Origin of the sequence: Rubripirellula reticaptiva, from assembly GCF_007860175.1 — a bacterium.
GTDB classification, from domain to species: Bacteria; Planctomycetota; Planctomycetia; order Pirellulales; family Pirellulaceae; genus Rubripirellula; species Rubripirellula reticaptiva.
In genome coordinates this window covers 451505-476113 of sequence record NZ_SJPX01000001.1, presented here as the reverse complement: position 1 = coordinate 476113, position 24609 = coordinate 451505, and the positions used below count along the sequence as shown (strand labels likewise).

21 protein-coding genes are annotated in these 24609 nt (G+C 55.1%); 13 read left to right on the top strand and 8 right to left on the bottom strand.

Annotated features, from left to right (window positions below; genetic code table 11):
• Positions 1–72: 72 nt before the first annotated feature.
• Together Poly59_RS01720 and Poly59_RS01715 are read right to left on the bottom strand one after the other, a co-directional pair.
• Positions 73–1311, bottom strand: coding sequence for a 1-acyl-sn-glycerol-3-phosphate acyltransferase (locus Poly59_RS01720; protein WP_146532349.1), 1239 nt, complete (start codon positions 1309–1311; stop codon positions 73–75).
• A gap of 6 nt (positions 1312–1317) precedes the next feature.
• Complete coding sequence (locus tag Poly59_RS01715) at positions 1318–2913, bottom strand: serine/threonine protein kinase (RefSeq protein ID WP_146532348.1); 1596 nt, start codon at positions 2911–2913, stop codon at positions 1318–1320.
• Positions 2914–3133: 220 nt separating this feature from the next.
• Between Poly59_RS01715 and Poly59_RS01710 the strand changes: the two genes are divergently transcribed.
• From Poly59_RS01710 to Poly59_RS01670, 9 genes are all read left to right on the top strand, one after another.
• Positions 3134–3988 (top strand): TIGR04282 family arsenosugar biosynthesis glycosyltransferase, encoded by an 855-nt coding sequence (locus Poly59_RS01710; RefSeq protein ID WP_186775962.1) that lies wholly within the window; start codon positions 3134–3136, stop codon positions 3986–3988.
• Positions 3985–5148, top strand: coding sequence for an NAD(P)/FAD-dependent oxidoreductase (locus Poly59_RS01705; protein WP_146532346.1), 1164 nt, complete (start codon positions 3985–3987; stop codon positions 5146–5148). Before Poly59_RS01710 ends, Poly59_RS01705 begins: the two co-directional genes overlap by 4 nt.
• Positions 5149–5193: 45 nt before the next feature.
• Positions 5194–5904 carry an NAD(P)/FAD-dependent oxidoreductase gene (locus tag Poly59_RS01700; RefSeq protein WP_146532345.1) on the top strand — a complete coding sequence of 237 codons (711 nt, stop codon included), beginning with the start codon at positions 5194–5196 and terminating at the stop codon, positions 5902–5904.
• A 258-nt stretch (positions 5905–6162) separates the two neighbouring features.
• Complete coding sequence (locus tag Poly59_RS01695; RefSeq protein ID WP_146532344.1) at positions 6163–6390, top strand: flagellar FlbD family protein; 228 nt, start codon at positions 6163–6165, stop codon at positions 6388–6390.
• A 32-nt stretch (positions 6391–6422) separates the two neighbouring features.
• Entirely contained in the window at positions 6423–7184 is a 762-nt protein-coding gene (locus tag Poly59_RS01690; RefSeq protein ID WP_146532343.1) for a motility protein A, read from the top strand.
• A gap of 3 nt (positions 7185–7187) precedes the next feature.
• The gene (locus Poly59_RS01685; RefSeq protein WP_146532342.1) at positions 7188–7964 is read left to right on the top strand and encodes an OmpA/MotB family protein; all 777 of its coding nucleotides are present in this window, start codon (positions 7188–7190) and stop codon (positions 7962–7964) included.
• Positions 7964–8527, top strand: coding sequence for a dihydrolipoamide acetyltransferase (locus tag Poly59_RS01680; RefSeq protein WP_146532341.1), 564 nt, complete (start codon positions 7964–7966; stop codon positions 8525–8527). The genes Poly59_RS01685 and Poly59_RS01680 overlap by 1 nt, the downstream gene beginning before the upstream one ends.
• Before the next feature lie 81 nt (positions 8528–8608).
• Positions 8609–9109: a flagellar motor switch protein FliN gene (fliN, locus tag Poly59_RS01675; RefSeq protein ID WP_146532340.1), complete on the top strand. Its 501-nt coding sequence runs from the start codon at positions 8609–8611 to the stop codon at positions 9107–9109.
• Positions 9110–9160: 51 nt separating this feature from the next.
• Positions 9161–9883, top strand: coding sequence for a FliO/MopB family protein (locus tag Poly59_RS01670; RefSeq protein WP_146532339.1), 723 nt, complete (start codon positions 9161–9163; stop codon positions 9881–9883).
• A 26-nt stretch (positions 9884–9909) separates the two neighbouring features.
• Here Poly59_RS01670 and Poly59_RS01665 read toward each other — a convergent pair whose 3' ends face one another.
• On the bottom strand, positions 9910–10815 hold the full coding sequence (locus tag Poly59_RS01665; protein ID WP_246151303.1) for an alpha/beta hydrolase: 906 nt from the start codon (positions 10813–10815) through the stop codon (positions 9910–9912).
• A gap of 274 nt (positions 10816–11089) precedes the next feature.
• Here Poly59_RS01665 and Poly59_RS01660 point away from each other — a divergent pair, with 274 nt between their 5' ends.
• Positions 11090–11968 (top strand): ABC transporter permease, encoded by an 879-nt coding sequence (locus tag Poly59_RS01660; protein WP_146532338.1) that lies wholly within the window; start codon positions 11090–11092, stop codon positions 11966–11968.
• Between the two features lie 61 nt (positions 11969–12029).
• Positions 12030–12830: an ABC transporter permease gene (locus Poly59_RS01655; RefSeq protein ID WP_246151426.1), complete on the top strand. Its 801-nt coding sequence runs from the start codon at positions 12030–12032 to the stop codon at positions 12828–12830.
• A 51-nt stretch (positions 12831–12881) separates the two neighbouring features.
• On the opposite strand, the gene Poly59_RS01650 is transcribed toward Poly59_RS01655, so the two are convergent.
• Together Poly59_RS01650 and Poly59_RS01645 are read right to left on the bottom strand one after the other, a co-directional pair.
• A complete protein-coding gene (locus Poly59_RS01650) occupies positions 12882–13784 on the bottom strand; it encodes a DUF459 domain-containing protein (RefSeq protein WP_146532336.1) in 903 nt (300 codons plus the stop codon).
• 110 nt (positions 13785–13894) lie between these two features.
• Positions 13895–15937, bottom strand: coding sequence for a sodium:solute symporter family protein (locus tag Poly59_RS01645; protein WP_146532335.1), 2043 nt, complete (start codon positions 15935–15937; stop codon positions 13895–13897).
• Positions 15938–16079: 142 nt separating this feature from the next.
• Here Poly59_RS01645 and Poly59_RS01640 point away from each other — a divergent pair, with 142 nt between their 5' ends.
• Positions 16080–18020: an ABC transporter ATP-binding protein gene (locus Poly59_RS01640; protein WP_146532334.1), complete on the top strand. Its 1941-nt coding sequence runs from the start codon at positions 16080–16082 to the stop codon at positions 18018–18020.
• Positions 18021–18091: 71 nt separating this feature from the next.
• Positions 18092–19465, top strand: coding sequence for a PQQ-binding-like beta-propeller repeat protein (locus Poly59_RS01635; protein ID WP_246151302.1), 1374 nt, complete (start codon positions 18092–18094; stop codon positions 19463–19465).
• Positions 19466–19474: 9 nt separating this feature from the next.
• Here Poly59_RS01635 and Poly59_RS01630 read toward each other — a convergent pair whose 3' ends face one another.
• From Poly59_RS01630 to mutM, 3 genes are all read right to left on the bottom strand, one after another.
• The gene (locus Poly59_RS01630) at positions 19475–22501 is read right to left on the bottom strand and encodes a CRTAC1 family protein (RefSeq protein ID WP_146532332.1); all 3027 of its coding nucleotides are present in this window, start codon (positions 22499–22501) and stop codon (positions 19475–19477) included.
• A gap of 54 nt (positions 22502–22555) precedes the next feature.
• Positions 22556–23617 (bottom strand): prenyltransferase/squalene oxidase repeat-containing protein, encoded by a 1062-nt coding sequence (locus Poly59_RS01625; protein ID WP_146532331.1) that lies wholly within the window; start codon positions 23615–23617, stop codon positions 22556–22558.
• Positions 23618–23737: 120 nt separating this feature from the next.
• Positions 23738–24607 carry a bifunctional DNA-formamidopyrimidine glycosylase/DNA-(apurinic or apyrimidinic site) lyase gene (gene mutM / locus Poly59_RS01620; protein WP_146532330.1) on the bottom strand — a complete coding sequence of 290 codons (870 nt, stop codon included), beginning with the start codon at positions 24605–24607 and terminating at the stop codon, positions 23738–23740.
• Positions 24608–24609: the final 2 nt, after the last annotated feature.

Sequence of the window (24609 nt, the reverse complement as noted above, 5' to 3'; positions counted from 1 at the left end):
CGGGAAACGGTCGGTTGGTGAGCTTCCGTGATGAAACTATGTTGCAAGGCGTCCAATGGAGACCAATCGTGGTTAGGAAAGGCCTGCGTCGGCCGCATTTCGAGCTTCGGCTGAAAGACTTTCCAGCATGATGGTCAGTCTTTCTTGGAGCCGGTTCATCAGTGGGTCTCTTTCTCCTCGAGGTGCTTTCTCAGCAGGAATCAGAATTGGCTCATCGCACTGAATCACTACTTTTAATGGAACGCCAATATCCGAGCGGCCGAGGAAACTTTCTTGCATCCGTTGAATCGTTTCGACGATACGCGTGTCGGTCGCTTGGTCAGGTTGCATGTAGCAGTTGGGGTATGACATCAAATCCTGGGCTAAGTCGGATGCATCTACGTCACGGGCAAGTCGATCTCGGCTAGCAAGCGGTTCTTTGCCGTTTTTAATAGCTGCGAAATGCTGGGCGACGATTTCGGTGCGAATCGCTCTAACCCGGCCGCGAATTCCATCGGCATCGCGCGAGACTCCTAACCGAATTTCACTTACGTCGAGCACTCTTTCGATCAAGTGATCGCGTCGGCTTGGCAGGCTACCTGGTTGAACAGTGCCGATGTGCTGGATCTCTTTGAGCGACAACAATGCTTCGGCCAAACGAGTTGTCCGCTGCAGGATTGAGAAGGTCGTGCTGCGTGCCCAGCCTAAGCGATTTTCTAACTCGGAAAGTTGTTGATCGCACCAGTCACGCGTGTCGCCAACGCACAAGTACTTTAGGGCAATCGGGTGCATCACGACTTGTCCACCCGAGTCTTTGGCGCGGCGTCGGGCGGCGGTTCTGGCAATGAAGGCGACGCCGTCGAGTAGCGGTTTAAGAACATCGTTGGTGCGGTTGGTCGTGCCTTCGGGAAACAAGATCAGAGGTCGATTCGCATCAACAAGGATGCTAATTGCGATTTCAAGGGACGCGCGATCGGTCCCCTCGCGATTGAGACTAAAGCCGCCCATTTTCTGGATGGCGAAGGAATCGAAACGTCCGGTGTTGAACAAGTGCCATGATGCAACTGCGTGCACGTGATGCTTTAATTCGCGTGCTGGCCAACCTAGTGCCAACGGATCGGCAGTACGGCAATGGTTGGGCGCTAAAAGGATACCGTCGCCACGTTTCAGCGAGGCTTCCCAGTGATGGAGTCCACGACACTCGTAATCGACAACGCCCTCCTTCTTTTTTAAATAGAAGTCGACCAGTCGAAATGTCTGGATAAAGGATGGCCACCAGTTGCCGCGGTGAGGCGGAATGAACTGGTAGGGTCGGTCAAGGACCACGGTCATGGGCGGCTAGCTCGTCACGCGAGCCAAGAAGAAGCCGATCGATAAGGCGACGATGAACAGCGCAGTCACCAGAGCGCCGATCAACATGGGGTCGATGCCTTTCTTGTCCTTGCCATGACTGTCTTTTCCACCGCGCTGTCGGTCGCTTGGCGGGCGAGAGTTCGAGAATTGATGTCGCTGGTCGTGGACATCCGAGGCCCCTGAAATTCCACTCAACGAAGAGCCAGACGATCGTCCACCGGATGAACCATCGTGGTTCCCTCTTGATCCCACTTCGGAATTCGGGCGATAGCCAGATTCTAGTTGCAGATCCAGAAAACTACCGTCGACAATGTCGTGTCGCTGTTTGACATCGACCAAGCGACCGCTGTCACCGGAACTAATCCCTTCGCGGATCAGTTTGCTGCGAGCGCTGGTCAATGTGTCGTCGTTCTTGTTGCTGATCGTGTCACCATGCCCGATAGATGAACGATTAAGATCGTCCAGCGAGATTGATGATGAACCGGTATCGTCAAATCCGGGACGCGAACCGAGTCCAGCGATAACTGCCGTTCCCTTGGGAACGGCGACTGCAAACTTTTCTAAGACTTCGGCAACATCTGCGGCGGTCTGGTATCGGTACTTTGGATCCTTTTGGATCATCTTGACGCAGATACCTTCGAGTTCGCCGGGGCAATCGGGCCTCAGTTGGCGGATCGAAGTTGGCATTTCGGTTTGATGTTTAGCGATACGTTGGGCAAGAGTTCCGTCGCTAAACGGTGCCTTGCCAGTCAGTAAGAAGTATAGTGTACAGCCGAGTCCATAGATGTCGGCGCGGTGATCGACTTTGTGGCTGTTGAGAGCCTGTTCGGGCGCTAGATAGTCGGCTGTGCCTAACACGTTTTCGTTGTTAGCGACCGTTAACGATTCGTCGTCGCTGGCGGCAACCAGGGCCAGTCCCATGTCCAACAGCCGCACGATGCCATGGGGATCGATCAACAGGTTTGCCGGTTTGACGTCTCGATGGATGACGCCATTCTGATGAGCGTGTTCGAGCCCGCGTGCTGCTTGCCCAAGCACGCTGGCGGCTGTCGAAAAGTCCATGGCGCCGTCTCGCTTGACCAACTGTTGCAGGTCCAGCCCGTCGACATACTCCATCACGATGTAGTGAACGTCGCCCTCGTTGTCGATGTCATACGCCATCACAATGTTTGGGTGATTGAGAGACGCGATCGCTTTGGCTTCTAACTGAAATCTGGCCAGATAAGTCGCGTCACGAACGCGACTCTTGGGCAACACTTTGATTGCCCGCTTATCGCCCATGCGGACGTGTTCGGCCAGATAAACACTGCTCATTCCGCCAGTGCCGATGTGCCCGAGCAATTTGTACTTGCCCAGGAAGAATCCCTTGTATTTGCCGGCCAGCAACTTTTCGATGTGCCAGCTCGTCAACAGACCTTCTTTTTTGAACAGCCCCGCCAACTTTTTGGGGTTAGACGGCAGCGCTCCGTCTAGCTTTTCCTTGACCTTCGCGACCAACCGGTCCGTAGCTTTCGCGTCAACGAGGCCGCTCTTGGCGACGATCTCGAGGAATCGTTGCGAGGTTAGCTGTTGCTGTGTCATGGGCTGCCGGCCGTGACCCCATGGAGAGTAGGTTGGAGTTGTGAGAAGATAACAAGTTTAAAGGGACGAGTTAAGCGAATAAGGAAAATTCCGCCCTTGGAACCCACCAATTCATTTTGCTTGAGCCTCTAGTTTAATCGTCTACGCCGAATCTTGCGACGTATTTCCCGATCCTTTGTTTTCTCTGTGGCTAGCTGGCGTTCCTTTGCATGACCTCTCGTTGCAAGCCGTACAATCCGAATCGAACGAAGCTCGTTTTCATCTGGGAGTGATGATGAAGTATTGGCGTCCCGGTGACGTCAAGACACGCTTGGCGGCATCAATTGGCGAAGATCAAGCAGCACGCATACATCGTTTGTTCGTTCAACAGCTTTGTCTCTCGCTTCGTCATGCCGGTGATTCGCGGTCGCTGGTTTTCTCACCCCCGAACGCTGAAAGGTTGCTGCTAGACGAGTTGGCGTCGTGGGGAATTCAAGACGATTGGTCTTATTCAGTTCAATGTCACGGTGATTTGGGAGACCGGATGAATCACTGGTTTCGCGACATGGGCGAGCGTTCATTGGGTGCCCAGGACAAGGAAGCTAAGGAATCGAAGGCCGGCAGCGTGATTTTGATCGGCGCGGACTGTCCCACATTGACGCAGGCCGACGTCGAACAAGCTGCACTGGCGATGTTGGATCATGACGTGGTGTTGGGACCGGCGGCCGATGGCGGATACTATTTAATCGGGATGCGCAGGCATCACGCCGCCTCAAATCAACTGGGTAAAATCTTTTGCGACATGCCTTGGAGCACCGCTGACGTGTTGTCGATCACGGTCGATCGAGTCGCCAGGGCCGGTTTGAAACTGGCGCTGGTGGACCAACGCGAGGACATCGACACCATCGTTGAGCTCAATCGGCTGCGTCAGTCGTTGGCAGGTGACCAGACGCCGTCCGGCATTGGAAGTGGCTCAGTCAGCAAGGCTTCTATCGGCGAGTTCGCGACCAGCGGTCTAGGCGACCAAGTCGAACGCATCCTTCGCGGCGAATCGTATCCTCAAATCCCGCTCGACAGACTCGGAAACAAGCGATGACTCAGCACATTCTAATCGTCGGCGGCGGCGCGGTCGGATTGAGTATCGCGTGGGAATTGGCAAACCGTGGCTTGCGAGTCACGGTCATCGATCGCGACAAGCTCGGTCGTGGTACATCATGGGCCGCAGCTGGGATCTTGCCGCCGGCAAATTTTGATTCGGCGACCGACCCTATCGATCAACTACGCGGGCTGTCGCATCGATTGTTTCCAGATTGGATCGCAAAGCTAAACAATATCTCGTCGATCGACATCGGTTTTCACCGTTGCGGCGGATGGTATTTGGCCGATACGCCTGGCGAGCGTGCTGCGATGGTCGGGATGACAGGTTACTGGGACGAACTGGGGATCGTGTGCGAATCGGTGGATGTTAATGAGGTTGCGCGGCGCGAGCCGGCGATCAGAGATTGGGTTGGCCGTGTTGATGCCACTGGAAAACAGATGGCGTCGGCATGGTGGGTGCCAGACGAGTACCAAATTCGAACACCGCGTTTCTTGCAGGCTCTTGCGGTGGCGTGCCGTAGCGCCGGAGTCTCTGTGATTGAAGATGCACCTGTCGACAAGATTCGAATGTCACCGGTAAATGCGGTGCTGGCGTCACCGCCCGCGGTACGCAGCGGCGATCATTGGTTCGAAGCGGATGCGGTTGTGATGTGCGGAGGAACATGGACTGGGCAAATTGCTGACGCCTTGCAACTGCAGCAGTCGATCGTGCCGATTCGCGGACAAGTCCTGTTGCTGAAAACGGACAAGCCATTGGTGCGAAGCGTTGTGAACGTCGGGCATCGGTATGTGATGTGCCGCGACGACGGGGCGACTTTGGTTGGATCTTGCGAAGAAGAGGTCGGGTTCCAGTTGGGGACTGACGAAGCGATGCTAGATTCGTTGTCGGATTTTGCCGTTTCGTTGATTCCTGAATTGAAGTCAGCTGATCGTCTCGCTCAGTGGTCCGGATTGCGGCCGCTGACCTTTGACGGTTTCCCAATGATCGGACGAGTTCCCGATACCACAAACGTGTACGTCGCGGCCGGTCACTTTCGCAGCGGCATCCACTTGTCGCCCGGTACTGCGGTGGTGATTGCCGACTTAATCACGGGTAAAGAACCCGCGATCAACTTGGATGCCTTTCGCGTCGGCAAACAGCAGACGCAACCGAATTAAAACGATATTCTTCTACGACACTTTTACTCTTTGCTGTCCATTTTTATGACGAACGACGCTGAACCGATGCCTGATGAAGAACTTGATGACGATGCTGCGACATTAGATCCGCCGGGTTCGATTGCGGTCATCGGCGCAGGACCGCTGGGGATCGAAGCTGCGTTGTATGGTCGTTTCATGGGGTATGACGTCACGATCATCGAAGCCACCTCGATCGCGAATTCGCATCGCGGGCACGACGAAGATCCGCTGCCGATGCTGCCCGATCGATCGTTGTCACCCTTGGCGGTTTCAGCGCTCGCTGCTCAGCAGTCCGACACAATCTCGACACTGCCGATGACATACAAGGAATGGATCGGCGGTGCGCTGGAACCGTTGATGCAGACTGATTTGCTTCGAGACCGCTTGCGTTGTCCCGCCAAAGTGACTCGCATCGAAACGGTGGATGTTCAGGCTGACGAACCGGATGAAGACACCAGTGACATCCCCCCCGATTTTCGAATCACCTACGCGACCCCGTATGGCGAAACGCAAACCGTCGATGTCGAAGCAGTCATCGTTGCGACAGACGATTTGTCGGAAATCGAATTGGCGTTCGGGATTCCAGCGGACTATTACTTTGCGATCGGAACATCGTCTGCTGGCGAGCCAATGACGGAGAAGTCATTTTTGCTGGGATTGAAAGAGATCGTTGCCATCTACGCCAGCCTGGCGGGCCGATCGAGTCTTGATCTGTACCGGCCATCGCGAGGTTAATCGTGTTGGTTCTGCAGTGCAATCGAGTCTTTCGTCGCTGATCATCTCAGCTTTGATACGGGTTGATTTGGTTGTGCGGTCTGTAACGGATCGCCCGGTCCGGACAAACAGGGAAGATGGTGTTTCTTTTTCGCCTCATCCGTCTCCGTCGCGCAACGTGTCCTAGCATTCATTGGCGGACCGTTCGTTGACACGTTGTCAAGTGATCGGTGGCTGCCACGCAAACAAGCGTTTGCGTCGAAGCACCGGGGTATTTTGATGATCAAGCTCACTCGACTCGATGACGAACCTTTCGTGCTCAATGCCGAACTGATTCGATACGTCGAACGCCGCCCCGACACGTTCATTACGTTGACATCGGGCGATCGAATTGTCGTGAAGGAATCGATGGACGACGTGATTGAACGAGCCGTCGACTATCAGCAGAAAAAACACTTCATGCCGATGCCAAATATGCATCACAGCGTTGAAACATCATCCCTCTAAGACGTATTTCGCGAACAGATAGATAACGAACCATGGATATCGCTAGCCTCGTCGGCGTGCTGCTTGCCGTCGGATTGATCGTCGGATCGATTGCAATGGGTAACGCACCATTTTCTGCGTTCATTGACATTCCATCGTTCTTGGTGGTGTGTGGTGGTGCAGTCGCAGCCGCGCTGATCGCATTCCCGCTGGGCAGCATGTTGAAGTCGCCGATGATCATGTTGAAGGTCTTGCTCAACAAAGGCGAAGACCGGTTGGCCCTGATCAAGCAGATCGTCGAACTTGCCGAAACGGCTCGTCGCGACGGATTGTTGGCACTGGAGTCCAAGGTTGCTGATATTTCAAATCCTTTGGTAAAAACCGGCATCCAAATGGCTGTCGACGGCAGCACGCCTGAGATTGTCGAAGAGGTGCTGCGGACCGAAGTCGAGGCAATCCAGTGTCGCCACCGCGAAGGTAAAGGCATCATGGACCAACTTGGCCGGTTTGCACCTGCCTACGGGATGATCGGGACTCTGATGGGGCTGATCATGATGCTTCAAGACATGTCGGACCCCTCGGGGATCGGTGCTGGTATGGCGGTCGCGTTGATCACGACGCTCTACGGCGCTATCGTCGCCAACGTGGTTTGTTGTCCATTTGCCGAAAAGCTAGGACTGATCAGCCGCAACGAAGTCATCAGTCTTGAAATCGCGATTCGTGGAGTCATGGCGATCCAGTCGGGCGAAAGTCCACGAGCGATCGACCAAAAACTGCGCACATTCCTGCCTCCTAAACAACGCGAAGCCGAGTAAATCATGGACCAAGAAGAAGATGTCATCGGCATCCCGGAATGGGTTGTGACGTTCGGCGACATGATGAGTCTGTTGTTGACGTTCTTCATCATGTTGGTGTCGCTTAGCGAGATCAAGGAAGAGGAAACGTACCAGGCGCTTGTCGATTCAATGCAGCAACAATTCGGCTATGCGAAAACGCTTGACGCTCTAGCGCCTGGCGATGCACGGCCACGCAGTACCGCATTCAAGCCGCTGGCAACGACCGGTCGAGCCAAGAAAAAGGACACCGCCAACGGTGGTGTTCCTGAAAAGGCACCCACAGGCGAAGAACCACTCGTTCGCATTATCCGTCCAGGGCAAGTCACCGCCGTGGGATCGGTTGTGTTTTTCGAAATCGGTTCGGACACGATCTCCCGATCTGCCGAAGCGGTACTCGTAGACCTCGCCTCGCAGTTGCGCGGCAAACCACAAAAAATTGAAGTTCGCGGTCACGTTTCGGCTGAGTTCGCCGCACGTACCGAGGGATCGGACGAGGCGGTGATGCTGGGCATCCGACGAGCTTCAGTTGTGCAGCGTTACTTGATCAATCAGGCGGGAATCAACCCGCACCGATTTCGAATTTCTTCCGCCGCCGATAGCGAACCGATGAGTCGCGGTGGACAAGGTAAGTCGATTTCCAAAAATGCTCGGGTCGAAGTCTTCATGCTCGATGAGACCGTGGACGACTTGGCCGGGACCGCAGATGAGCGTAACGCCGCGACCATCAAAGTTGGCGATTCAAGCCAGGAGAAACAGTAATGGCAGATGAAGCAAACGTAACCGAAGAAGCAACCGAATCGGAAGCTGGTGCACCGGCGAGCGGTGGCGGTGGCCGAACGCTGATCATTGCGTTCGTCGCGGTCGTGATCTTGTTAGAAACCGCAATGTTCTTTTTCTTCGTTCCAAGCGCCGAAGATGTTAGCGCTCTGGCCGAAGCAAAGCTGATCAAATCGGTCCAAGAAGGTGAGGTCGAAGCGGAAGAACAAGCGTCCGACGAGAATAAAGTCGTTGAATTTCAATTGGGAATGTACGGCGAAATCTTCAGCCCGCACGATACGGAACGAACCTACCGGGTCGAACTGGATTTGTACGGACTGATCCGCAAAAAGAACGAAGATACGATGAAAGAAGAGTTCGGAACCAAAGAGGGCCGGCTTCGCAACGTCATTCGTATGAAAATTCGAAACAGCTCGATGGAAGAACTGGGCGAAAACAATTTGGGCTTGCTCGAACGTGGGATTTTGACGAAATGTAACCACTTACTCGAAGAAGACCTGTTGCTAGGCGTCGGGTTTAAGTCCTATCAACTGATCGAACAGTAACGGAAGTCGATTGCTGCCGTTTCACGCGTGAAACTGCAGCCTCACTTTCGATGAATCAATCGTCCAAGGAAGGGTATGAACATGGCTGATCCGACCGACGAGCCTAAAGACGGCGCACTCCAAGCTGGTGAACCCACCGCTAGCGAAGCAAAAGCCGACGTCGCCGATGCGCCCAAACCCATTGATGCCGACGATAAGAAACATCTCAACACCGACGATATCGAAAAACTGCTCAATCAAGCTTCCGAGTCGCTCGATGAAGCGGTCGGCGGAAATGTTTCGACCGAAGCCAAGCCGTCACCGTTCAGTTTCAATGATCTCGCTGCCGATTCTTCACCGGCTGAACGTGCGCCAATCGAATTGCTCGGCGAAGTCGAGATGGATCTGCGCATTGAGCTTGGCCGCACGCAAATGCGTCTGGAAGAAGTTCTTCAGCTTCGTAGCGGCAGTGTGGTTGCGTTGGACAAATTAGCGGGTGATCCGGTCGACATCTTTGTCAACGGCCGATTGATCGCTCGCGGAGAAGTCTTGGTGATGAACGACAATTTCTGTATACGAGTCACTGAACTGGTCGGCGCCTGATCCGAAATCTCGCGTTCTTGACCGACGTTGTGCCTCTACCCAGTCGTGTCCATGATGTCTAATTCCTCTCGATTTCCGTTGCTGTTTCTGCTGGTCGCGATTTCGATCGGGATCAGCCATCGGACAGTCAGTGCCCAGGAAATGGGGACCGCATCGGTCTACGCTCGTGGCAGCGCGATGACTGTTTCAAACTCTGGCTCGACCAGAGGGCCAATTTCAGCTGATCCGCCAACGCGAATGCTCGATGGAAAGCCCACCAAGTTTCCCGCGTTCCATCCGCAATCGGAATTGACCAAAGCGGAGGGCGAATCGGCTGACGAGCCCAAGAATCATTTTGCCATTCCTGCGGTGACCGTGACGTCGAGTCTGGCCGTTGTGCTGGGGTTGTTCGCCGCAATGGTTTGGTTGACTCGGAAGTTCGGGTCGCGTTCGATCGCGCCGGGCGCGATTCCTCGTGACGTTGTCGAACATCTTGGAAGTTCGCCGATCGACGCGCGGACTCGCTTGACCATGATTCGATGTGGCAGCCGAATTTTGGTGCTGTCGCAAACGGCCACCGAAGTCCGTCAGCTATCGGAAATTACCGATCCCGAGGAAGTTCGCCGATTGACGGCTGCGTGTTTGGGCGATTCCAAACGCAACTTTGCCAGCACCTTGCAGTCGATCGAAAAAGAACCTGCCACACCAGGTTTTACCAGCGAGCCGCAGTCGTTCCAAACGCCTGCGGCTGAAACGCCTCGTTCGCGAGGCCGTTTGTTTTCGACAACCGCATAGCGTCTCGTCGCGATGCGGCCGCCGGACTACTTGACGGTAACTACACCCAATTCTCGAAGCCAATTTTCACAAAGTGTTGGCCACTGGGACGCGCCTGGTGTGTTGGCGGCTAGCCCCAATCCGTGGTGGCCGTGCGGAAAGACGTGTAGCTCCGATGCTACGCCATGCTCGATCAGGGCGTCAAAGTATCGCAGACTATTCTGGACCGGAACGGCTTTGTCTTCGACCGTGTGAAACAGGAACGTCGGTGGCGTTTGCGAGGTCACGCGAGTCTCGTTGGACAATGACTTGGCCAGATCGGAGTCAGGATTTTTGCCTAGCAAGTTTCGGCGGCTTCCGCCGTGGGTGAATGACGGATCCATCGTGATCACCGGATAGCACAAAATGGAAAAGTCGGGACGCGAGGACACTCGGTCAATGGGATCGTTCGCATCGGCATTCGCGTCATGGAATTGCGTGGATACTGTCGAGCACAAATGCCCGCCGGCCGAGAATCCAATCACTCCGATACGGTTCGGGTCGATGTTCCACTGCTGTGCGTTGGTTCGCATGGTTTGAATGGCCCGCTGGGCGTCCAGCATCGGCGCTGGGTGACCGTATCCCTTGCCGTCGTTTCCTTTGCCGCGAAGCCGGTAGGTGCAAATTGCCGATGACACGCCAAGCGATTCGAACCAAGCGGCGAACTGATGCCCCTCGTGGTCCATCGCATGACCGCCATAGCCGCCGCCCGGTAAAATGATCACGCCCGCCGTCGGCACGTCGGATTCGACTTTGGTGATGATCAAGTCAGGCGTATCGCCATCCTGGTCGGCGGTGACATCGGGAGCACCGTTCGCCCAAAGCCGCAGCGTCACTGGTTCGGCGGCTGTTCCAACGGACGCCATGCACAGACAAAAAAACAGAATGCGGATAGAAGCCAAATTGAATTTCATGGTGAGTTTCTTCGGAGGGTAGGGCGGGGAATGCGCCGCGATTCAGGACGACACAGATGGGAAACGGTCGCGTGAGACCTTGCTTGGCGGCGTTTGTTCGTCACGCGTCGAACCCTCAGTTTATCTGATGCAGACGTGATTTGTTGCTTGGGTGGAGCCACTCTGTGTGCGAAGGAGGCCTGGTTGGGGATCGCATAAAGGTCGGCAAACGAGTATCAACAGCGTATCGTTGACAACATTGTAGCGCACCTTTCTAACCTTCATTCTTCTTGCCATGCTGTTTTCTGCCATTGCATCTGTTCCGCAGCGATTTGGGGTGCAGCAGCGTCTTTCGCTTTGGCGAACGATACTCTCAACAGCGCTAGGTGAGCGTCTGGTCTATCGCGGTGACTTTGCGCTCGGCACGTTGATGCGGTTTCTGCCAATCATTACTCAGATCTTTTTGTGGTACGCCGTCTTTGATTCAATCGGTGAAGCCGAAGGTGAAGACGCGGCATCGATTGGCGGTTTCGGATTTCGCGAGATCGTGGCGTACTACTTGTTGACGATGATCAGCCGTGCTTTTTCAAGCATGCCAGGACTCGCGTCGGGAATCGCCAAAGAGATCCGCGAAGGCGAGATCAAACGGTATCTGATCCAGCCGATCGATCTGATCGGATTCTTGTTGCTGACACGGATCGCCCACAAGTTGGCGTACTATGCCGTTGCCACGTTGCCGTTTGCGTTGGTGTTTTATCTATGCCGCAGTTACTTCGTGGCCGGATGGCCTTCGCCGGCGATCGTTGTCGCGTTTGCTGGTTCGCTGGTGATGGGATTCCTGATTGGCTTCTTCCTGGAAGCCGCGATCGGGATGATTGGTTTCTGGTTCTTGGAAGTCTCGTCGCTGTTGTTTGTCTACATGTTGTTCAGCTTCTTTTTGTCGGGGCACATGTTTCCGCTCTCGATGTTGCCGCCCGGGATTGAGTCATTCGTCAATTTTTTGCCATTCAAGTACTTGGCGTATTTTCCGGCGGCTGTTTTCTTGGGGAAAATTCCCGAAGACGAGTTGCCGATGGAATTGGCCATCGAGGCGGCTTGGTTGGCGTTCTTCATCATCATTTGTCGGGTTGCCTATGTGCGTGGCATCCGACGTTACAGCGGATACGGAGGCTGATCGGTTGAGCAACGTAAACCCCAGCTATCGGAAAGTCTTTTTAACGTTCGCTCGCAACAGCATGGTTCGCGACATGACGTTTCGGACTAACTTTGTACTGCAGTGCGTCAGCAGTATCGGATGGACAGCGATGAACGTCGGGTTCTATTTGATCCTGTTTCAGCACACCAAAACGATTGGCCAAGACAGCGGTTGGGATGAACCAAAGTTCTTTTTGTTCATTGCCACGACTTGGTTCATCAACAGTCTGGTCCAGGCATTCTTCATGCCCAATGCCGAAGAATTCAGCGAGCTGATTCGTACGGGCGGTTTGGACTTTGCACTTTTGAAACCGATCGATACGCAGTTTTTGATCTCGTTTCGGCGAATCGACTGGAGTGCACTTTCGAACTTCTTTGCGGGCCTGTTGATCGCAGGCGTTTCGCTTTACCAGTTGGCGACCCGAGAGATTGATCCGATGGTTCCGACAGTATTGTCGTTGGTGTTGTACGTCATTTTTTTAGGTTGCGGTGTCGCGATGATGTACAGCTTGATGATCTGTTTAAGTGCAACGAGTATTTGGTTAGGACGAAACCAGACGCTCTACAATTTTTGGTTCTACATCACCAACTTCAGTCGCTATCCGATGGAAATGTACAACCGTGGATGGGGGACGCCGATGTATGGGTTCTTCACGTTTGTGATTCCCGTGTTGTTGGTCGTCAACGTACCAGCGCGTTTGATCGCAAAGCCGATCAGTCCTAGAACAAACGAAGAATGGATGTTGCTGGCCTGGGCCTTGGTCGCAACGGTCTTGAGCCTCGTTGTTAGCCGATGGGTATTCCGGCGGGCGCTGCTGAGTTACCGCAGCGCTAGTTCGTAACGTCCTCAAGAGTTTCGATGGGCACTGACGTCGCGGTGGCACTGGAAAAAATCACTTGATCTGATCCGCCTGTTTTTGTGCTTCGGCGATTGGCAGGCCGGCTTTGATGCCGGGGCGATCATGGCCGACCTCGGTCAACCAAGCTGCCTTCATGATTGCTTGACGCTTGGCTCTGTTTTTGACGTCTGTCTCGTCCGCCGTTTCACGATCCGCTAGCCCCCAGGCATCCAGGATCGCGTCGGCGATGATTTGGTGACCTTCGGTCGACGCGTGGACTCCATCGGGGGCGACCGTGTAATTAGGGTCGATAGCCCGATTGGCTTCTAGATACGACGTGATCGGGCTGTGTAAGTCGATCACCATTTCAACGCGGTCAGATTGCTGCATGATCCATTCGGCGTATTTCTTGATGACCTCATGGTCGTAGTTCTCGTAGACCGTCTTGAAGCCAAACTCGTCGGCGGTGATCGGTGCAAGTTTTCCTTTGGCACGAACTGGCACCGCATCAAAAGGTGGCGGCGTCAGCAAGACCAGCTTGGCGCCGCTGGCGTGAACCTTGTCGATGATTTGGCCGATGCCTCTTTTGTAGGCCTCGAAACGGTCTTCGCTGAACGGATGATAGATGCCATCGTTCATTCCGTAGCAAGCCACGACAACGTCCGGCTTGATCTTTGCGAGTGCTCGATCGATACGTTCTTGAACGTTGGGGCGTGGGAAGGGGTGGTCGGGTTCCGTCAATCCGTTGCAGGTTTCGCTGGGCAATCCCAAGTTGATGATCTCGGGCGAGTAACCGTTGGCATGCACCGTCGCGTCGATCACGTCAATGTAGTGCCCGGAATACGTTATCGAGTCACCAAGAACCAGAATGCGTTGTGCAGCGAGTGGAAACGAAGGCGAATCGGCGATGGCCAAGGTCGCGAACAGGGCGAAGAAACAAATGAGAGCGGAACGCATGGCGAGACCTTGGGTGAGTGAGAAAAAGCGTTGAACAGAAATGGTTGGCCAAAAGATTGCCGATCGGAAATGCCGTCGGGCCTTCGCCTGCCAGTACGAATAAAGATGTTTTAAACGGTTGTTGCACCGATGCTGGCCAACCAAACGAGCAGTCCGATGATGATGGCGCAAATGCCGCAGCAGGCAGTGAATCCAATCACGTCCTTGATCGTCGGCCAGGTAAATTCTAGATCGCTGTTGGGGAAAACTTTGCGAATCGATTGCTCACCCGCGTAGGCCGCTTCGAGTCGCTCGCGATCGGCGATCGGGTCGGCAAGCACCGGCGTATTCATCTTGGCAAAGTATCGGTGCAGAGTCTGGTCGGTTCCTCGCCGCGTCACCAAGCTGACTAACACCAAGATCGCAAACGGTAATAGTACTCGCGACGGCAAACGCAACGTTTCCAGCGTCGCTTTGGAGGCACCCGATAAATCAATTCCGATCGCGTCGTAGACCAGAAAGTCGAGATTTAGCGAGCCACTGTCGGTCCAGAAAATGGATTTGCCGCCCGTTTGGGAGACTACTGTGATGGGTTGGCCAACGCTCGCGTTGGCAGGTTCTGAACCAAGGACAGTGATGTCGCCACCGGATTCTTCGATAGATTTTTTGGCTGCGATGAACGCTTCGTGGCGGGCAACGTCGGATTCAGTGGCTTTTCGACGAATCGTCGTCCGGACTACCTCGGTTGTCGCGGCAAGTGATTCTTGTTGTGCCAAGCTTGGCATTAGGTTTGGGACGATCGGCGGCAGCACAAAAAAGAACAGGATCGAAAAAGCCATCGTTGCCCAAACCGCCGTTCGCGTTGCCCGTCGCCAATACATGCCCACCCAAAACGGAGCGGCGAATAGAATCGGCAACTCCATCGCCATCTTGAATTGGCCAAACACATCGGAAAAACGCAGCGCCACCACGGACGCACCGATGATGATGATCAAGCCTGTCAATCGACCAACGAGGACGTACTTCTTTTCGTCCGCATTCGGATTGATGTAGGGTGCATAGACGTTTCGAACCACCAGCGCCGATGTCACGATCATGTAGCAATCGGCCGAGCTCATCATCGCAGCCAATAAGCACGCCAACATCAGTCCGACGAGTCCCATGTTGAGTGGGCCCAGGATTTCTCTTGCAGCGACGCCCCAGACCTTGTCCGGATCGCCTGCGATTTCGGGGCTGTCGGCGAGCAATGCTAACGCGATCAGCGCGGTCAGTGCCCAGCCAACGGTGCACAGTCGTTTTAGGAAATTGCCAGTCACCAAACCGATACGAGCTTCGTCTTCGGTCTTTGCCGATCCGCCGCCCGTGGCGATGAAGTGAGGCTGGACGACGATGCCAACCATCGCCAGAACAGAAAGTGACAAGATGTACTGAATCGGAAACTCGCCGCTGCTAGGACCCGCGAACAGATTGAAGTAATCGTCTGAGACACGTGCGTGCATGATTCGAAAACCGTCCATCAAACTGTCTTCGCCTGCGCCACCGAATTTGGCCGCGAGCGCCCACAATCCGTACGGGATCAGCATGACTGACAACAGGATGATGAAGACGCCTTGGATCAGATCTGTCACGTAGGCAGCCGCCAAACCACCGAGCACTCCGTAGCCGATCACCACCAACGCAATCACGGGGATCAAAGTGTATTTTAGGTCATAGCCAAACCATCCGGTTTCGACACCCAACAGCGGCACCGCGAATTTCGCAATCGCAGAAAACATCGTCGACAAATAGAACATGTAAAAGACGATCGCGAACAGCGTGTAAGCCGCGCCCAGTGCTCGTGATTCGTACCGTTCGACAAACCAGTCTCCGAGTGTCATGTGCCGCATACGGCGATACCACACCGCCGTGATCCAGTAGACCGGCGTCACGAATAGCCACATCAGCGCCGACCAAACACCACTCAGTCCGCTGGTCCATCCGGTGCGTCCGACGGTCACCGGTTCGTGGGCGCCAGTGCCAGCACCAAACGCAGCAAATGTTTGCAGCAGCTTGCCAAAGCCGCGCCCACCCATGAAATAGTCTTCTTGGTTCTTGACGCCTCGCATCGCCCACAATCCGATTCCAATCATGATTGCGAAGTACGTGACCAGCACAAAGTAGTCGATCGGTGTCATGGGGCTTGCTTGTAACGCACGTGGCGGGCGGGAAACTGACTATCTTAGCGAGTCGCCACCGAGCGGGTGGAGCGGTGGGGGAGAGTGGACAGCGGAGCAGGCATCCCTTGCCGAAATGTCGATTCGACACTACTACTAAACCATGCCTACCGATCCCAGCAGCAGCCGTTTTAATGAATACCGCGAGACCGTCCGCACGCGAAATGCTGCGAAAGAACGGCCGACCGGGAATCCCCACAGTGATCGAAACCCCAAAAAGTTGGGAGTGCGAGAACGGAAGTTCTGGGAGTTGTTCAAAGCATTTTATGGTCTGATTGCGGGGCATCGAGGACAGATCTTTACGTCGATGATGTTCTTGACCATGGGCATCGGATTGCAGTTGATCCCGCCCTTTGGGACAAAGCTGGCAATCGATTCGGCATTGACGACTCCTCCCAAGCCGTTACCGATGTGGATCGAGGCGCTGCCCCATCCGCAAACCCAGATGGGATTGTTGTACGCGATCGCTGGTGTCGTGGTCCTAGTCACCGCACTGGGGACCGTGGTTTCCCTGATCAGTCGTTGGACGGCGACCAAGGCGGTTAACCAAACACAAATTTCGATTCGTCGCCGTGTATTCGACCACGCGATCCGATTGCCACTTCACCGCGTCTATGACATGAAGAGCGGCGGCGTGGCGAGTTTGATTCGCGAAGACGCCGGCGGAGTGTCCGAGTTGATCTTCAGCATGTTGTACAACCCGTGGCGTGCGATTGTTCAGTTTGTCGGCAGTCTGATTATCTTGATGTTGGTCGATTGGAAACTGATGATCTGCGGCTTAGCGCTGCTTCCAATTGTTTGGGTCACACATCGAACTTGGATCAATCGGATTCGTCCGTTGTACCGCGACATTCGGAAGCAACGTCAAAAAATCGATGCGGGGGCGACCGAAACATTCGGCGGTATTCGAGTTGTGCGTACATTCTCGCGCAGTCGCAGCGAATCATCTCGGTTTGTTCGCGAAGGTGACTTTCTGGTCCGGCAACAATTGTTCACGTGGTGGTGGACACGCATCATCGAAACCATTTGGGAAGTCATCATTCCGTTGGCTTCGACAGGGCTGTTGTTGTACGGCGGTTACCAAATCATCGAAGGTCAATTGACGCTTGGTGACTTGATGATGTTCTTGGTTTACTTAACGATGTTGTTGGGGCCTCTGGCAACGATTGCGGGTAGCGCAGTGACGTTTCAAAACAACTTGGCGGGACTCGACCGAGTTCTAGACGTGTTGGAAATCGAGGACGAACTGCCGACTCGTGGCACTGCCAAGTCGCTCAGGCGAGCAGACGTCCAGGGCGCTATTTCGATTCGCGGCGTTACGTTCGCTTACCCTGAAACCAAGCCGACGGTGCTTCGCGACGTTTCGATCGAGGTCGAGGCGGGGCAAACGGTGGCGCTGGTCGGGCGTAGTGGTGCCGGCAAGACAACGCTGACGAATCTGATCGCGCGGTTTTACGATCCGACGTCGGGCAGCATCTGTCTAGACGGCCGAGACCTTCGCGACATCGAATTGTCCAGTTACCGCAGCCTGCTTGGCATTGTCGAACAGGACGTGTTCTTGTTTGACGGTTCGATTCGCGAAAATATCGCGTATGCGAGGCGTCGGTCGACCGATGCCGAAGTGATTGCAGCGGCGACTGCGGCAGCGGCCGACGAATTTATCCGCAAGATGCCCGAAGGCTACGACACGATCATCGGTGAACGTGGCGTCAAACTGTCGGGCGGGCAAAGGCAGCGATTGGCGATCGCGCGCGCGATCTTGGCGGATCCGAAGATCCTGATTCTTGACGAGGCGACCAGTAACCTGGACAGCGAGAGTGAACGGATGATCCAAACCAGCCTAGCAGAGTTGCTGAAGGATCGGACAGCGTTTGTGATTGCGCACCGGTTAAGCACCATCAAGAACGCTGACAAAATTGTGGTGCTGGGCGATGGCGAAGTCCTTGAAACCGGGACTCACGAGGAACTGTTGGCACAGGGTGGGCGATACCGAGATATGGTGATCTTGCAAACCAGCGAGGTTTCTCAATCAATTGTCCATTGAGTGTTGCTATAATTCAGTTCCCGATGCCCCGCCGACTTTCCCGCCTTCACTTAAACTCTGCTTTGTCGCCCATGAAATTGCGTCACGCGCCTTTGTCGTTGTTGGTCTGTCTGTTAGGTCTGTCCGTTCATTTGGGTTTGAGCCCCTGCAGCGCTGGGGATACCGATTGGCCTCAGTGGCGAGGTCCGAATCGCGATGGTCATGCCGCCAAACAAGATTTGATGAAATCGTGGCCAGCCGAGGGCCCCGAAATCAAATGGCAGGCAGAAAACCTGGGGCGAGGATATTCGACGGCCGCGGTTGTCGATGGCCGACTCTACACGCTGGGGGCCGACGCGACCGATTGTTTCGCGATTTGCCTGGATGCCGCGACGGGCGAGTCGGTGTGGAAGACGAACGTTTCTCGCGCAAGTAATGGCGATGACTACAACCACGGTTGGGGCGGTGGGCCTCGCAGCACACCGACCATCGATGGTGATCAAGTGTTTGTGTTGTCAGACATTGGGACGCTTGCGTCGCTTGAAAGGACCACAGGCAAGGTCCAATGGCAAGTCGATATTGTTCAATCCTTTGGCGGCAAGATTCCGATGTGGGGCTACAGCGAGTCATTGTTGGTTGACGGTGACCGAGTCGTTGTGACGCCCGGTGAATCAAATTTTATGGTTGCCCTTGATCGAAAGGACGGCAGCAAAGTTTGGCAAAGCAAAGGCTCTGACGCGCCCGCACATTATGTCTCGCCAATCAAGGGCAGCGTCGGTGAAACATCGTTCTATGTCACGGCCAGCAAGCCCGGTCTGTTGGCGTTCGATTGCAAGTCGGGCGACCTTGTTTTTTCAGATGGATCGACTGGTAACGGTGTCGCTGTGATTCCGACACCCATCATCAGCGGCAATTCTCTGTATCACACTAGTGATTATGGTTCTGGCAATACGCTGCTAAGTTTAACGCATTCCGGCAAGAGTCAGAGCGGTGCAGGTGAGGGCGGTGCAGGTGAGGGCAGTGCAGGGCAGGGTAGTGCAGGGCAGGGCGGCGTCGATGTTACGACGGTTTATCATTTGAGCGGAAAGACGATGCAGAATCACCATGGTGGTGTCGTTTTGGTTGATGGTGTGATCTACGGGTTCACGAAAGCCAACGGTGGCGTTTGGATGGCTCAAGATTTGGCCACTGGTGAAACGCTATGGGAGGAGAAAACAGGACGTGATGGGAGTGGATCGATCGCGTATGCCGATGGTCGCCTCTACTGCTATTACGACAAGGACGGTTCGCTGTTTTTAGTGGACCCGAATCGTAAAGGGTGGACCCTGGCCGGCCAGTTGAAGTTGCCGCAACAGACCAACTTGCCGCGAGACAAAGGCGCCATCTGGGCTCACCCGATCATCGCGGATGGCATGTTAATCATCCGTGATCAAGATTTGATGTTCGCATACAACATCGCTGAATAAAAATGATCACTAGCGAGCATTCAGTGCAATTTTGGTCGCGCCAGATTGGTTTTCGACGATCAAATAGCGGTGGTCAACGGCGACGTCTGTGATCGTTTGCGTGTTCCCTCTGGGCCAATAAATGGTCACGTCGCTGATCGATGCTCGGTCGCCCAACCCAACGTCAAGGATCGGTTCGTTGTTGCAAAGGTAACCATCACCGGCGGTTCGCCACGTCGACCGTGATGTATCACCGCTGCGTACGATCACGCGGGCGCCGATAGCGTCACGTTCGGAATTGACGCCTACCAACTGAAATTGAATCCAGTGTCCGGTTGAGTCCGTTTGGTTTTCCAACAGTGCCGATGGAGCATCCAAGTGACTGGCGACGAAGTCCCAGCGCCCGTCGCGATTCCAGTCCACACGGGCCAGAGTACGGCCGAGTTGTTTGCGCTGAAAGTATCCCGAGGGACCTTCGATCGGTACTTCATTCATTTGCCCGCCGGTGCCAAGGAAACACTGCGGCCGCATCCGAAACGGATGGCCAGCGGCCGAGAAGTCTTCGATCTGACCGTTTAATATCATCAGGTCTAGCCAACCGTCGCGGTTAATGTCCAACGACTGGGTGCCAAAACCTAGCATTGCGAATGTCGGTCCCACCAAGTTGTATCGCGGGGCAAGGTCTGTAAATGTGCCGGGCGACGTTTGCAGGAACAGACTCGATGATTGCTCCCAAAAATTCGTGATGTGAAAGTCGAGATTTCCATCGGCGTCGAAGTCACCTGATGCGATTCCCATGCCTGCGGTGGCGGTGCCGTTGCAATCAAACGCAATGCCGTCAACCGAGGCAGTCTCGTTCCAACCGGAGGTTGTGTTGCGTTTCCACAATCGATTTGGCCAAACATCGTTAGCGACCAGGATCTCATTTCCGGGTTCCGAATCAATGTTGGTGACAACCACGCCCAGGGAACTTGCCGAATCCTCGCCCGAGGTTTCCAGCGGCGTTGAGGTGAAGGAACGGTTGCCATTGCTTTGGAAGACTCGGTCCGGGGCATTGGCGAACTGAGAAGGGGAGATACCCGAGGGCAGGCGGTCGTTGGGTTTGACGCGAGACTGGTATAGTTTGGTATCGTCGACGTAGTTGGTCTCGACAATGTCGGGAAGTCCGTCGCCGGTCACATCAGCGATCGCAAGCGAAGTTGTGTACATCGGCGGCGCGTTGCCGAGGCGGTGAGTTGAATCGGAAAACGTGCCGTCACCTTGATTGATTAGCAAACGGTTCTTTCCCAAGTTGCCGATCATCAGGTCCGGGAATCCGTCTTGGTTGACGTCGCCCGCAGCAAGTCCGGTGGTGTAGCCGTAGTCGATCAGTCCAGCGGCCTCCGTTGCGTCGACGAACCGCTTCGCGTGGTTGCGAAACAACTGATTCGATTTGTCGCCGATAACGTCTGGGGGGTCACCCGACCCTTGCCCCATGTAGAGGTCTGGATTGCCATCACAATCAAAATCGATCACCGAAATGCCACCGCCCAGCGTTTCGTGCAATCGAAAGTACTTTAGCGTTCGCGGCGATCCATTAAGGTATTCGAATCGGATCCCAACCGCATCGGCAACGTCCGTGATGCGAATGTCTGACGAACTCGCCGGAGAATTTGGTGTGGTGGCGAAAACGACGTTTGTCGGTCGGTCGCGAAATGCGATTGCGAGTTGTTCGTTGCTCGGAGGCGGGTATTGCTGGTGAGTGATTTGCATTCGTGCGTCGTTGTTTTGCATCTCGGCAAAGTCGCGGCGAGCGAGTAGGTCACGCCGCTTACGTGTAATCATGGCGGCTTGTTGGGGAGCCACGTTTTCTCCGTTTGCCGTCCACTGCAGGTACTCCAGCGGACGCCCCAGCTCCAACCACTTGGCTGCCATTTCCGATTGCAACTCAATCGAGTCTGGGTTCTGCCTAATCATGACCAGGATGGCCTGCATCCGATCAATTTGCATTGCGCGTGCGGCGAAGCGTTGGGGAGCGACGCCCGTGGTCGATTTTTCAGCGCAGCGAGCTAGACGCTTGTAGTCGACAGCGCTGGAAGGATCGATTTCGACTGCTCTTAGAAACGATCCTGTTGCCAGATCCATTTGGTCGTTTGCAAAGAACCATGATCCGATCGCCGACCAATACTCGCTGTATCGGTCTGCATTTTTAGGGCATGAAACTGCCCATCCGGGGATCTCGTCCCACGCTTGTTGATCGGCCAGGATGGTTCCAAATAACGCAGCCTGTTCGGGGTGCGACCATCTTGTTTTTCGCTGGGGCAGCAGAGCCTGATAGGCTTCCGCGTAGTGGCGGTTGGTGTGCAGGCGACGGGCGATGGCCATGGGGCCGTTGGATTGCTCGGCCTGGATGATGTCATCGGATGTTTGCGTGTCTTGGTTGGGAAACGCGTTTCGCCGGGCGACGAGGCTGAGTAGTTCCGACGAATTGGCTTGGCCGATTTGGCACAGAAATTCAACATGTTGGCAGGCTCGGTTGCGGTAGCCTCGCCGGTTCAGCATCGCGATCAAGCAGCGGCGGATCGCAAGTGGGTCGGATGTGCTCGATGCGGCCGAGTTCGGTTTCGACAGAGTCGTTAGGGCGTGTTCCATCGCTCGCCACGCTAAGTCTTCCGATTCGCTGATATCGCCACCGAGTTTCGTTACACAGTTGGCGATGACGATTTGCGATCGGCTGAACTGAGTATCAGTCGCAGGAATCAACGACGCGATCTGGATGGCCTGTTGGTACTGTTGCCTAGCAACTTTGATGTCCGCGGACAGCAGTAGTGCATTGGGATCGCTGGGCAGTCGCAACAAGATTTCTCGGACACAACTTTCGGCGGCATCAAGTTCGCCCTGACCAAACAGCCGACGGGCTTTGGCGATTGGCGTGGTGGAGGGTGCTGATGCGGCTGGCTTGTCCGATTCGTGTGCCGCCGGAACCGATGCTGGCTGGTCACTGCAGCCGATCGTCAGCAGCAGGCCACCCACAAAAGCACATATCGAAACCCAACAACCGCGATCAATTCGGCACATAGCATTGTAAGTTGGGTGAGGTTGAATCCAAGAAAACAACAAGGTTGGGTGCGGCTAACGTTGGTAAATCGGCAGGTATCCGCGATCGAGTTGCATCATGATCAGGTTGCATGCGGTGACGTAAACCGGATGGATCTGGCCTTCCCAAAAACCGTCCGGCCGTTGCTCGCTAACAATGCGATCGTACAGTCGGTCGCGAAACGGTTTCCACAATTCGTCACCTTGGCGGTAAACGACTTGGCTGTAGTACAAGTACGTGTAGTGCCAGTGGCCAAACGCACGAGTCCCGTCGCTGATGTCGTGCAATTGTTCTTTGGTGTACGTCAGCATTTCGGGAACGTGTTGGCTATCGTAATCGCCGGCGTTGTAAAGAGCCGCCAGGGCCGCGGCTGTGATCGCCGGGCGGCTGCTGCCTTTTTGCCGGCTGCTGTAACTGATGCCACCGTCGGGGTTCTTGCATCCGTAAATGTAGTCCTTGGCCGAATCGATGATCTTGCCGCTGACGGGAATGCCCGCGTTCCGACAACCACGAAGGCCTTGGACTTGAGTGATCGTGGTCGAGCCTTCATCGAAATCGTTGCCCTCGCGAGCTGAAACATATCCCCAGCCGCCGGCCGCCGTTTGCGCGTTGCCGCTAAACTCGACCGCTTTGGTTAAGACTTGCACCAATTCTTCGCGGCGATCGATCAGTCCTTCTTCGCCCAAAATTTGCGACAGGAACAGCATCGAAAAACCGTGGCCGTAGGTGTAACGCGAATCAGTTTGCGGGTCGCCGATCAGACCGTTGTCGCGAGATTTGCTGATCAAGTAGTCGGAGGCTCGCGAGAGTTCCTTAGCGTACGGTCCTTGAGTGGTGGTGCTGCCGCTAGCGATCATCGCGGTGCCAGCGAGTGCCGCCATCGCAGTGGGGTAGACCTGGGTGTTCCATTGGCCACGCGAAGACTGAGTTCGGGCCAGCCAGTCGAGACCTTTAGCGATCGAGTCGTTCCAGTTGCCACGTCGGTCGGTTTCAGCCGCTCTTACGGAACTGGTGGAACCGCCAAAGCCTACGCCACCGGCCGCGGTCAGCAAGCTTGCAGCGCGGAGCCAGTCGCGGCGGTTGATTGAGTTTTTCATAGAGTCGCTTTTGGAATGATTGATCGTCTGTCCCCATTCTAGCCCATCGGGCCAATCCATTAACGCCGAGTCACAGACGCCAGCGAGTTTCTCTATTTAGCGGGTTTTGGTGGGGTGGCGTTAGTCGATTTCGGCACTAACCGACGGATGCAGCCCGCTTTTTTGCTGGCAATTCGGGCAAAAGAACGTGCTGCGTTGGGCCTGGACGATCCGCCGGATCTCGGCATCGCCGCAACGCAGGCACGGTTTTCCGGCTCGGTCGTAGACGCGGTGATAGTTTTGATAGCCGCCGGCGTTGTTGAGCGCGTTGCGATACGTACCGTCGCTCAGCGTGCTGCCTTCGTGATGTATCGCTAACTGCAGCACTTTGCCCGTCGCCGCTACGATTCGCGACCACTGCGGTCTGGTCAGCTTGTCGCATCGAGTTCGAGGGTCGATACCAGCCACATAGAGAATCTCGGCAGCGTAAAGGTTTCCGATTCCCGCGACCGCGGATTGATCGAGCAACGCAATTTTGATCGCACGGCGGCTGGCGGACAGTTTCATTCGCAGTTGGTCTGGTGTGATTTGTAGTGCGTCGTTGCCCAGTTTGACGTCGATGACTGACGCGACTTCACTGGGATGCAGTAACCGCACGGTTCCCAGTCCGCGACGATCCCAGAACAACAGTTGTTCGCATGGTCCGCCTGACAGCACGATTCGAAGGCGAAGATGCTCGGTTGTCGGCGGGTCGGCCAGCAAGACGAGTCCTGTCATCCGAGGCTCGATCACCATTACTTGGCCGTCATCCATTTCGATCATGACGCGTTTGCCGCGGCGACCAATGCTGGTCACGAATCGGTGACGAAGCCGCCGGTCGATCGCATCGATCCGAGGACGGATCTGGATTGGTCGCCTCAGGCAGGGCGGTCGATCAACCGATTCAATGCGACTGCCGACGATCGGCAGCACACCGCGACGCATCGTTTCGACTTCGGGAAGTTCAGGCACGG

Bases quoted from the DNA above. Each gene is read 5' to 3' on its own strand.
- Poly59_RS01720 (WP_146532349.1), bottom strand. From the start codon at position 1,311: ATGACCGTGGTCCTTGACCGACCCTACCAGTTCATTCCGCCTCACCGC.
- Poly59_RS01715 (WP_146532348.1), bottom strand. From the start codon at position 2,913: ATGACACAGCAACAGCTAACCTCGCAACGATTCCTCGAGATCGTCGCC.
- Poly59_RS01705 (WP_146532346.1), top strand. From the start codon at position 3,985: ATGACTCAGCACATTCTAATCGTCGGCGGCGGCGCGGTCGGATTGAGT.
- Poly59_RS01700 (WP_146532345.1), top strand. From the start codon at position 5,194: ATGACGAACGACGCTGAACCGATGCCTGATGAAGAACTTGATGACGAT.
- Poly59_RS01695 (WP_146532344.1), top strand. From the start codon at position 6,163: ATGATCAAGCTCACTCGACTCGATGACGAACCTTTCGTGCTCAATGCC.
- Poly59_RS01690 (WP_146532343.1), top strand. From the start codon at position 6,423: ATGGATATCGCTAGCCTCGTCGGCGTGCTGCTTGCCGTCGGATTGATC.
- Poly59_RS01685 (WP_146532342.1), top strand. From the start codon at position 7,188: ATGGACCAAGAAGAAGATGTCATCGGCATCCCGGAATGGGTTGTGACG.
- Poly59_RS01680 (WP_146532341.1), top strand. From the start codon at position 7,964: ATGGCAGATGAAGCAAACGTAACCGAAGAAGCAACCGAATCGGAAGCT.
- fliN (WP_146532340.1), top strand. From the start codon at position 8,609: ATGGCTGATCCGACCGACGAGCCTAAAGACGGCGCACTCCAAGCTGGT.
- Poly59_RS01670 (WP_146532339.1), top strand. From the start codon at position 9,161: ATGATGTCTAATTCCTCTCGATTTCCGTTGCTGTTTCTGCTGGTCGCG.
- Poly59_RS01665 (WP_246151303.1), bottom strand. From the start codon at position 10,815: ATGAAATTCAATTTGGCTTCTATCCGCATTCTGTTTTTTTGTCTGTGC.
- Poly59_RS01660 (WP_146532338.1), top strand. From the start codon at position 11,090: ATGCTGTTTTCTGCCATTGCATCTGTTCCGCAGCGATTTGGGGTGCAG.
- Poly59_RS01655 (WP_246151426.1), top strand. From the start codon at position 12,030: ATGGTTCGCGACATGACGTTTCGGACTAACTTTGTACTGCAGTGCGTC.
- Poly59_RS01650 (WP_146532336.1), bottom strand. From the start codon at position 13,784: ATGCGTTCCGCTCTCATTTGTTTCTTCGCCCTGTTCGCGACCTTGGCC.
- Poly59_RS01645 (WP_146532335.1), bottom strand. From the start codon at position 15,937: ATGACACCGATCGACTACTTTGTGCTGGTCACGTACTTCGCAATCATG.
- Poly59_RS01640 (WP_146532334.1), top strand. From the start codon at position 16,080: ATGCCTACCGATCCCAGCAGCAGCCGTTTTAATGAATACCGCGAGACC.
- Poly59_RS01635 (WP_246151302.1), top strand. From the start codon at position 18,092: ATGAAATTGCGTCACGCGCCTTTGTCGTTGTTGGTCTGTCTGTTAGGT.
- Poly59_RS01630 (WP_146532332.1), bottom strand. From the start codon at position 22,501: ATGTGCCGAATTGATCGCGGTTGTTGGGTTTCGATATGTGCTTTTGTG.
- Poly59_RS01625 (WP_146532331.1), bottom strand. From the start codon at position 23,617: ATGAAAAACTCAATCAACCGCCGCGACTGGCTCCGCGCTGCAAGCTTG.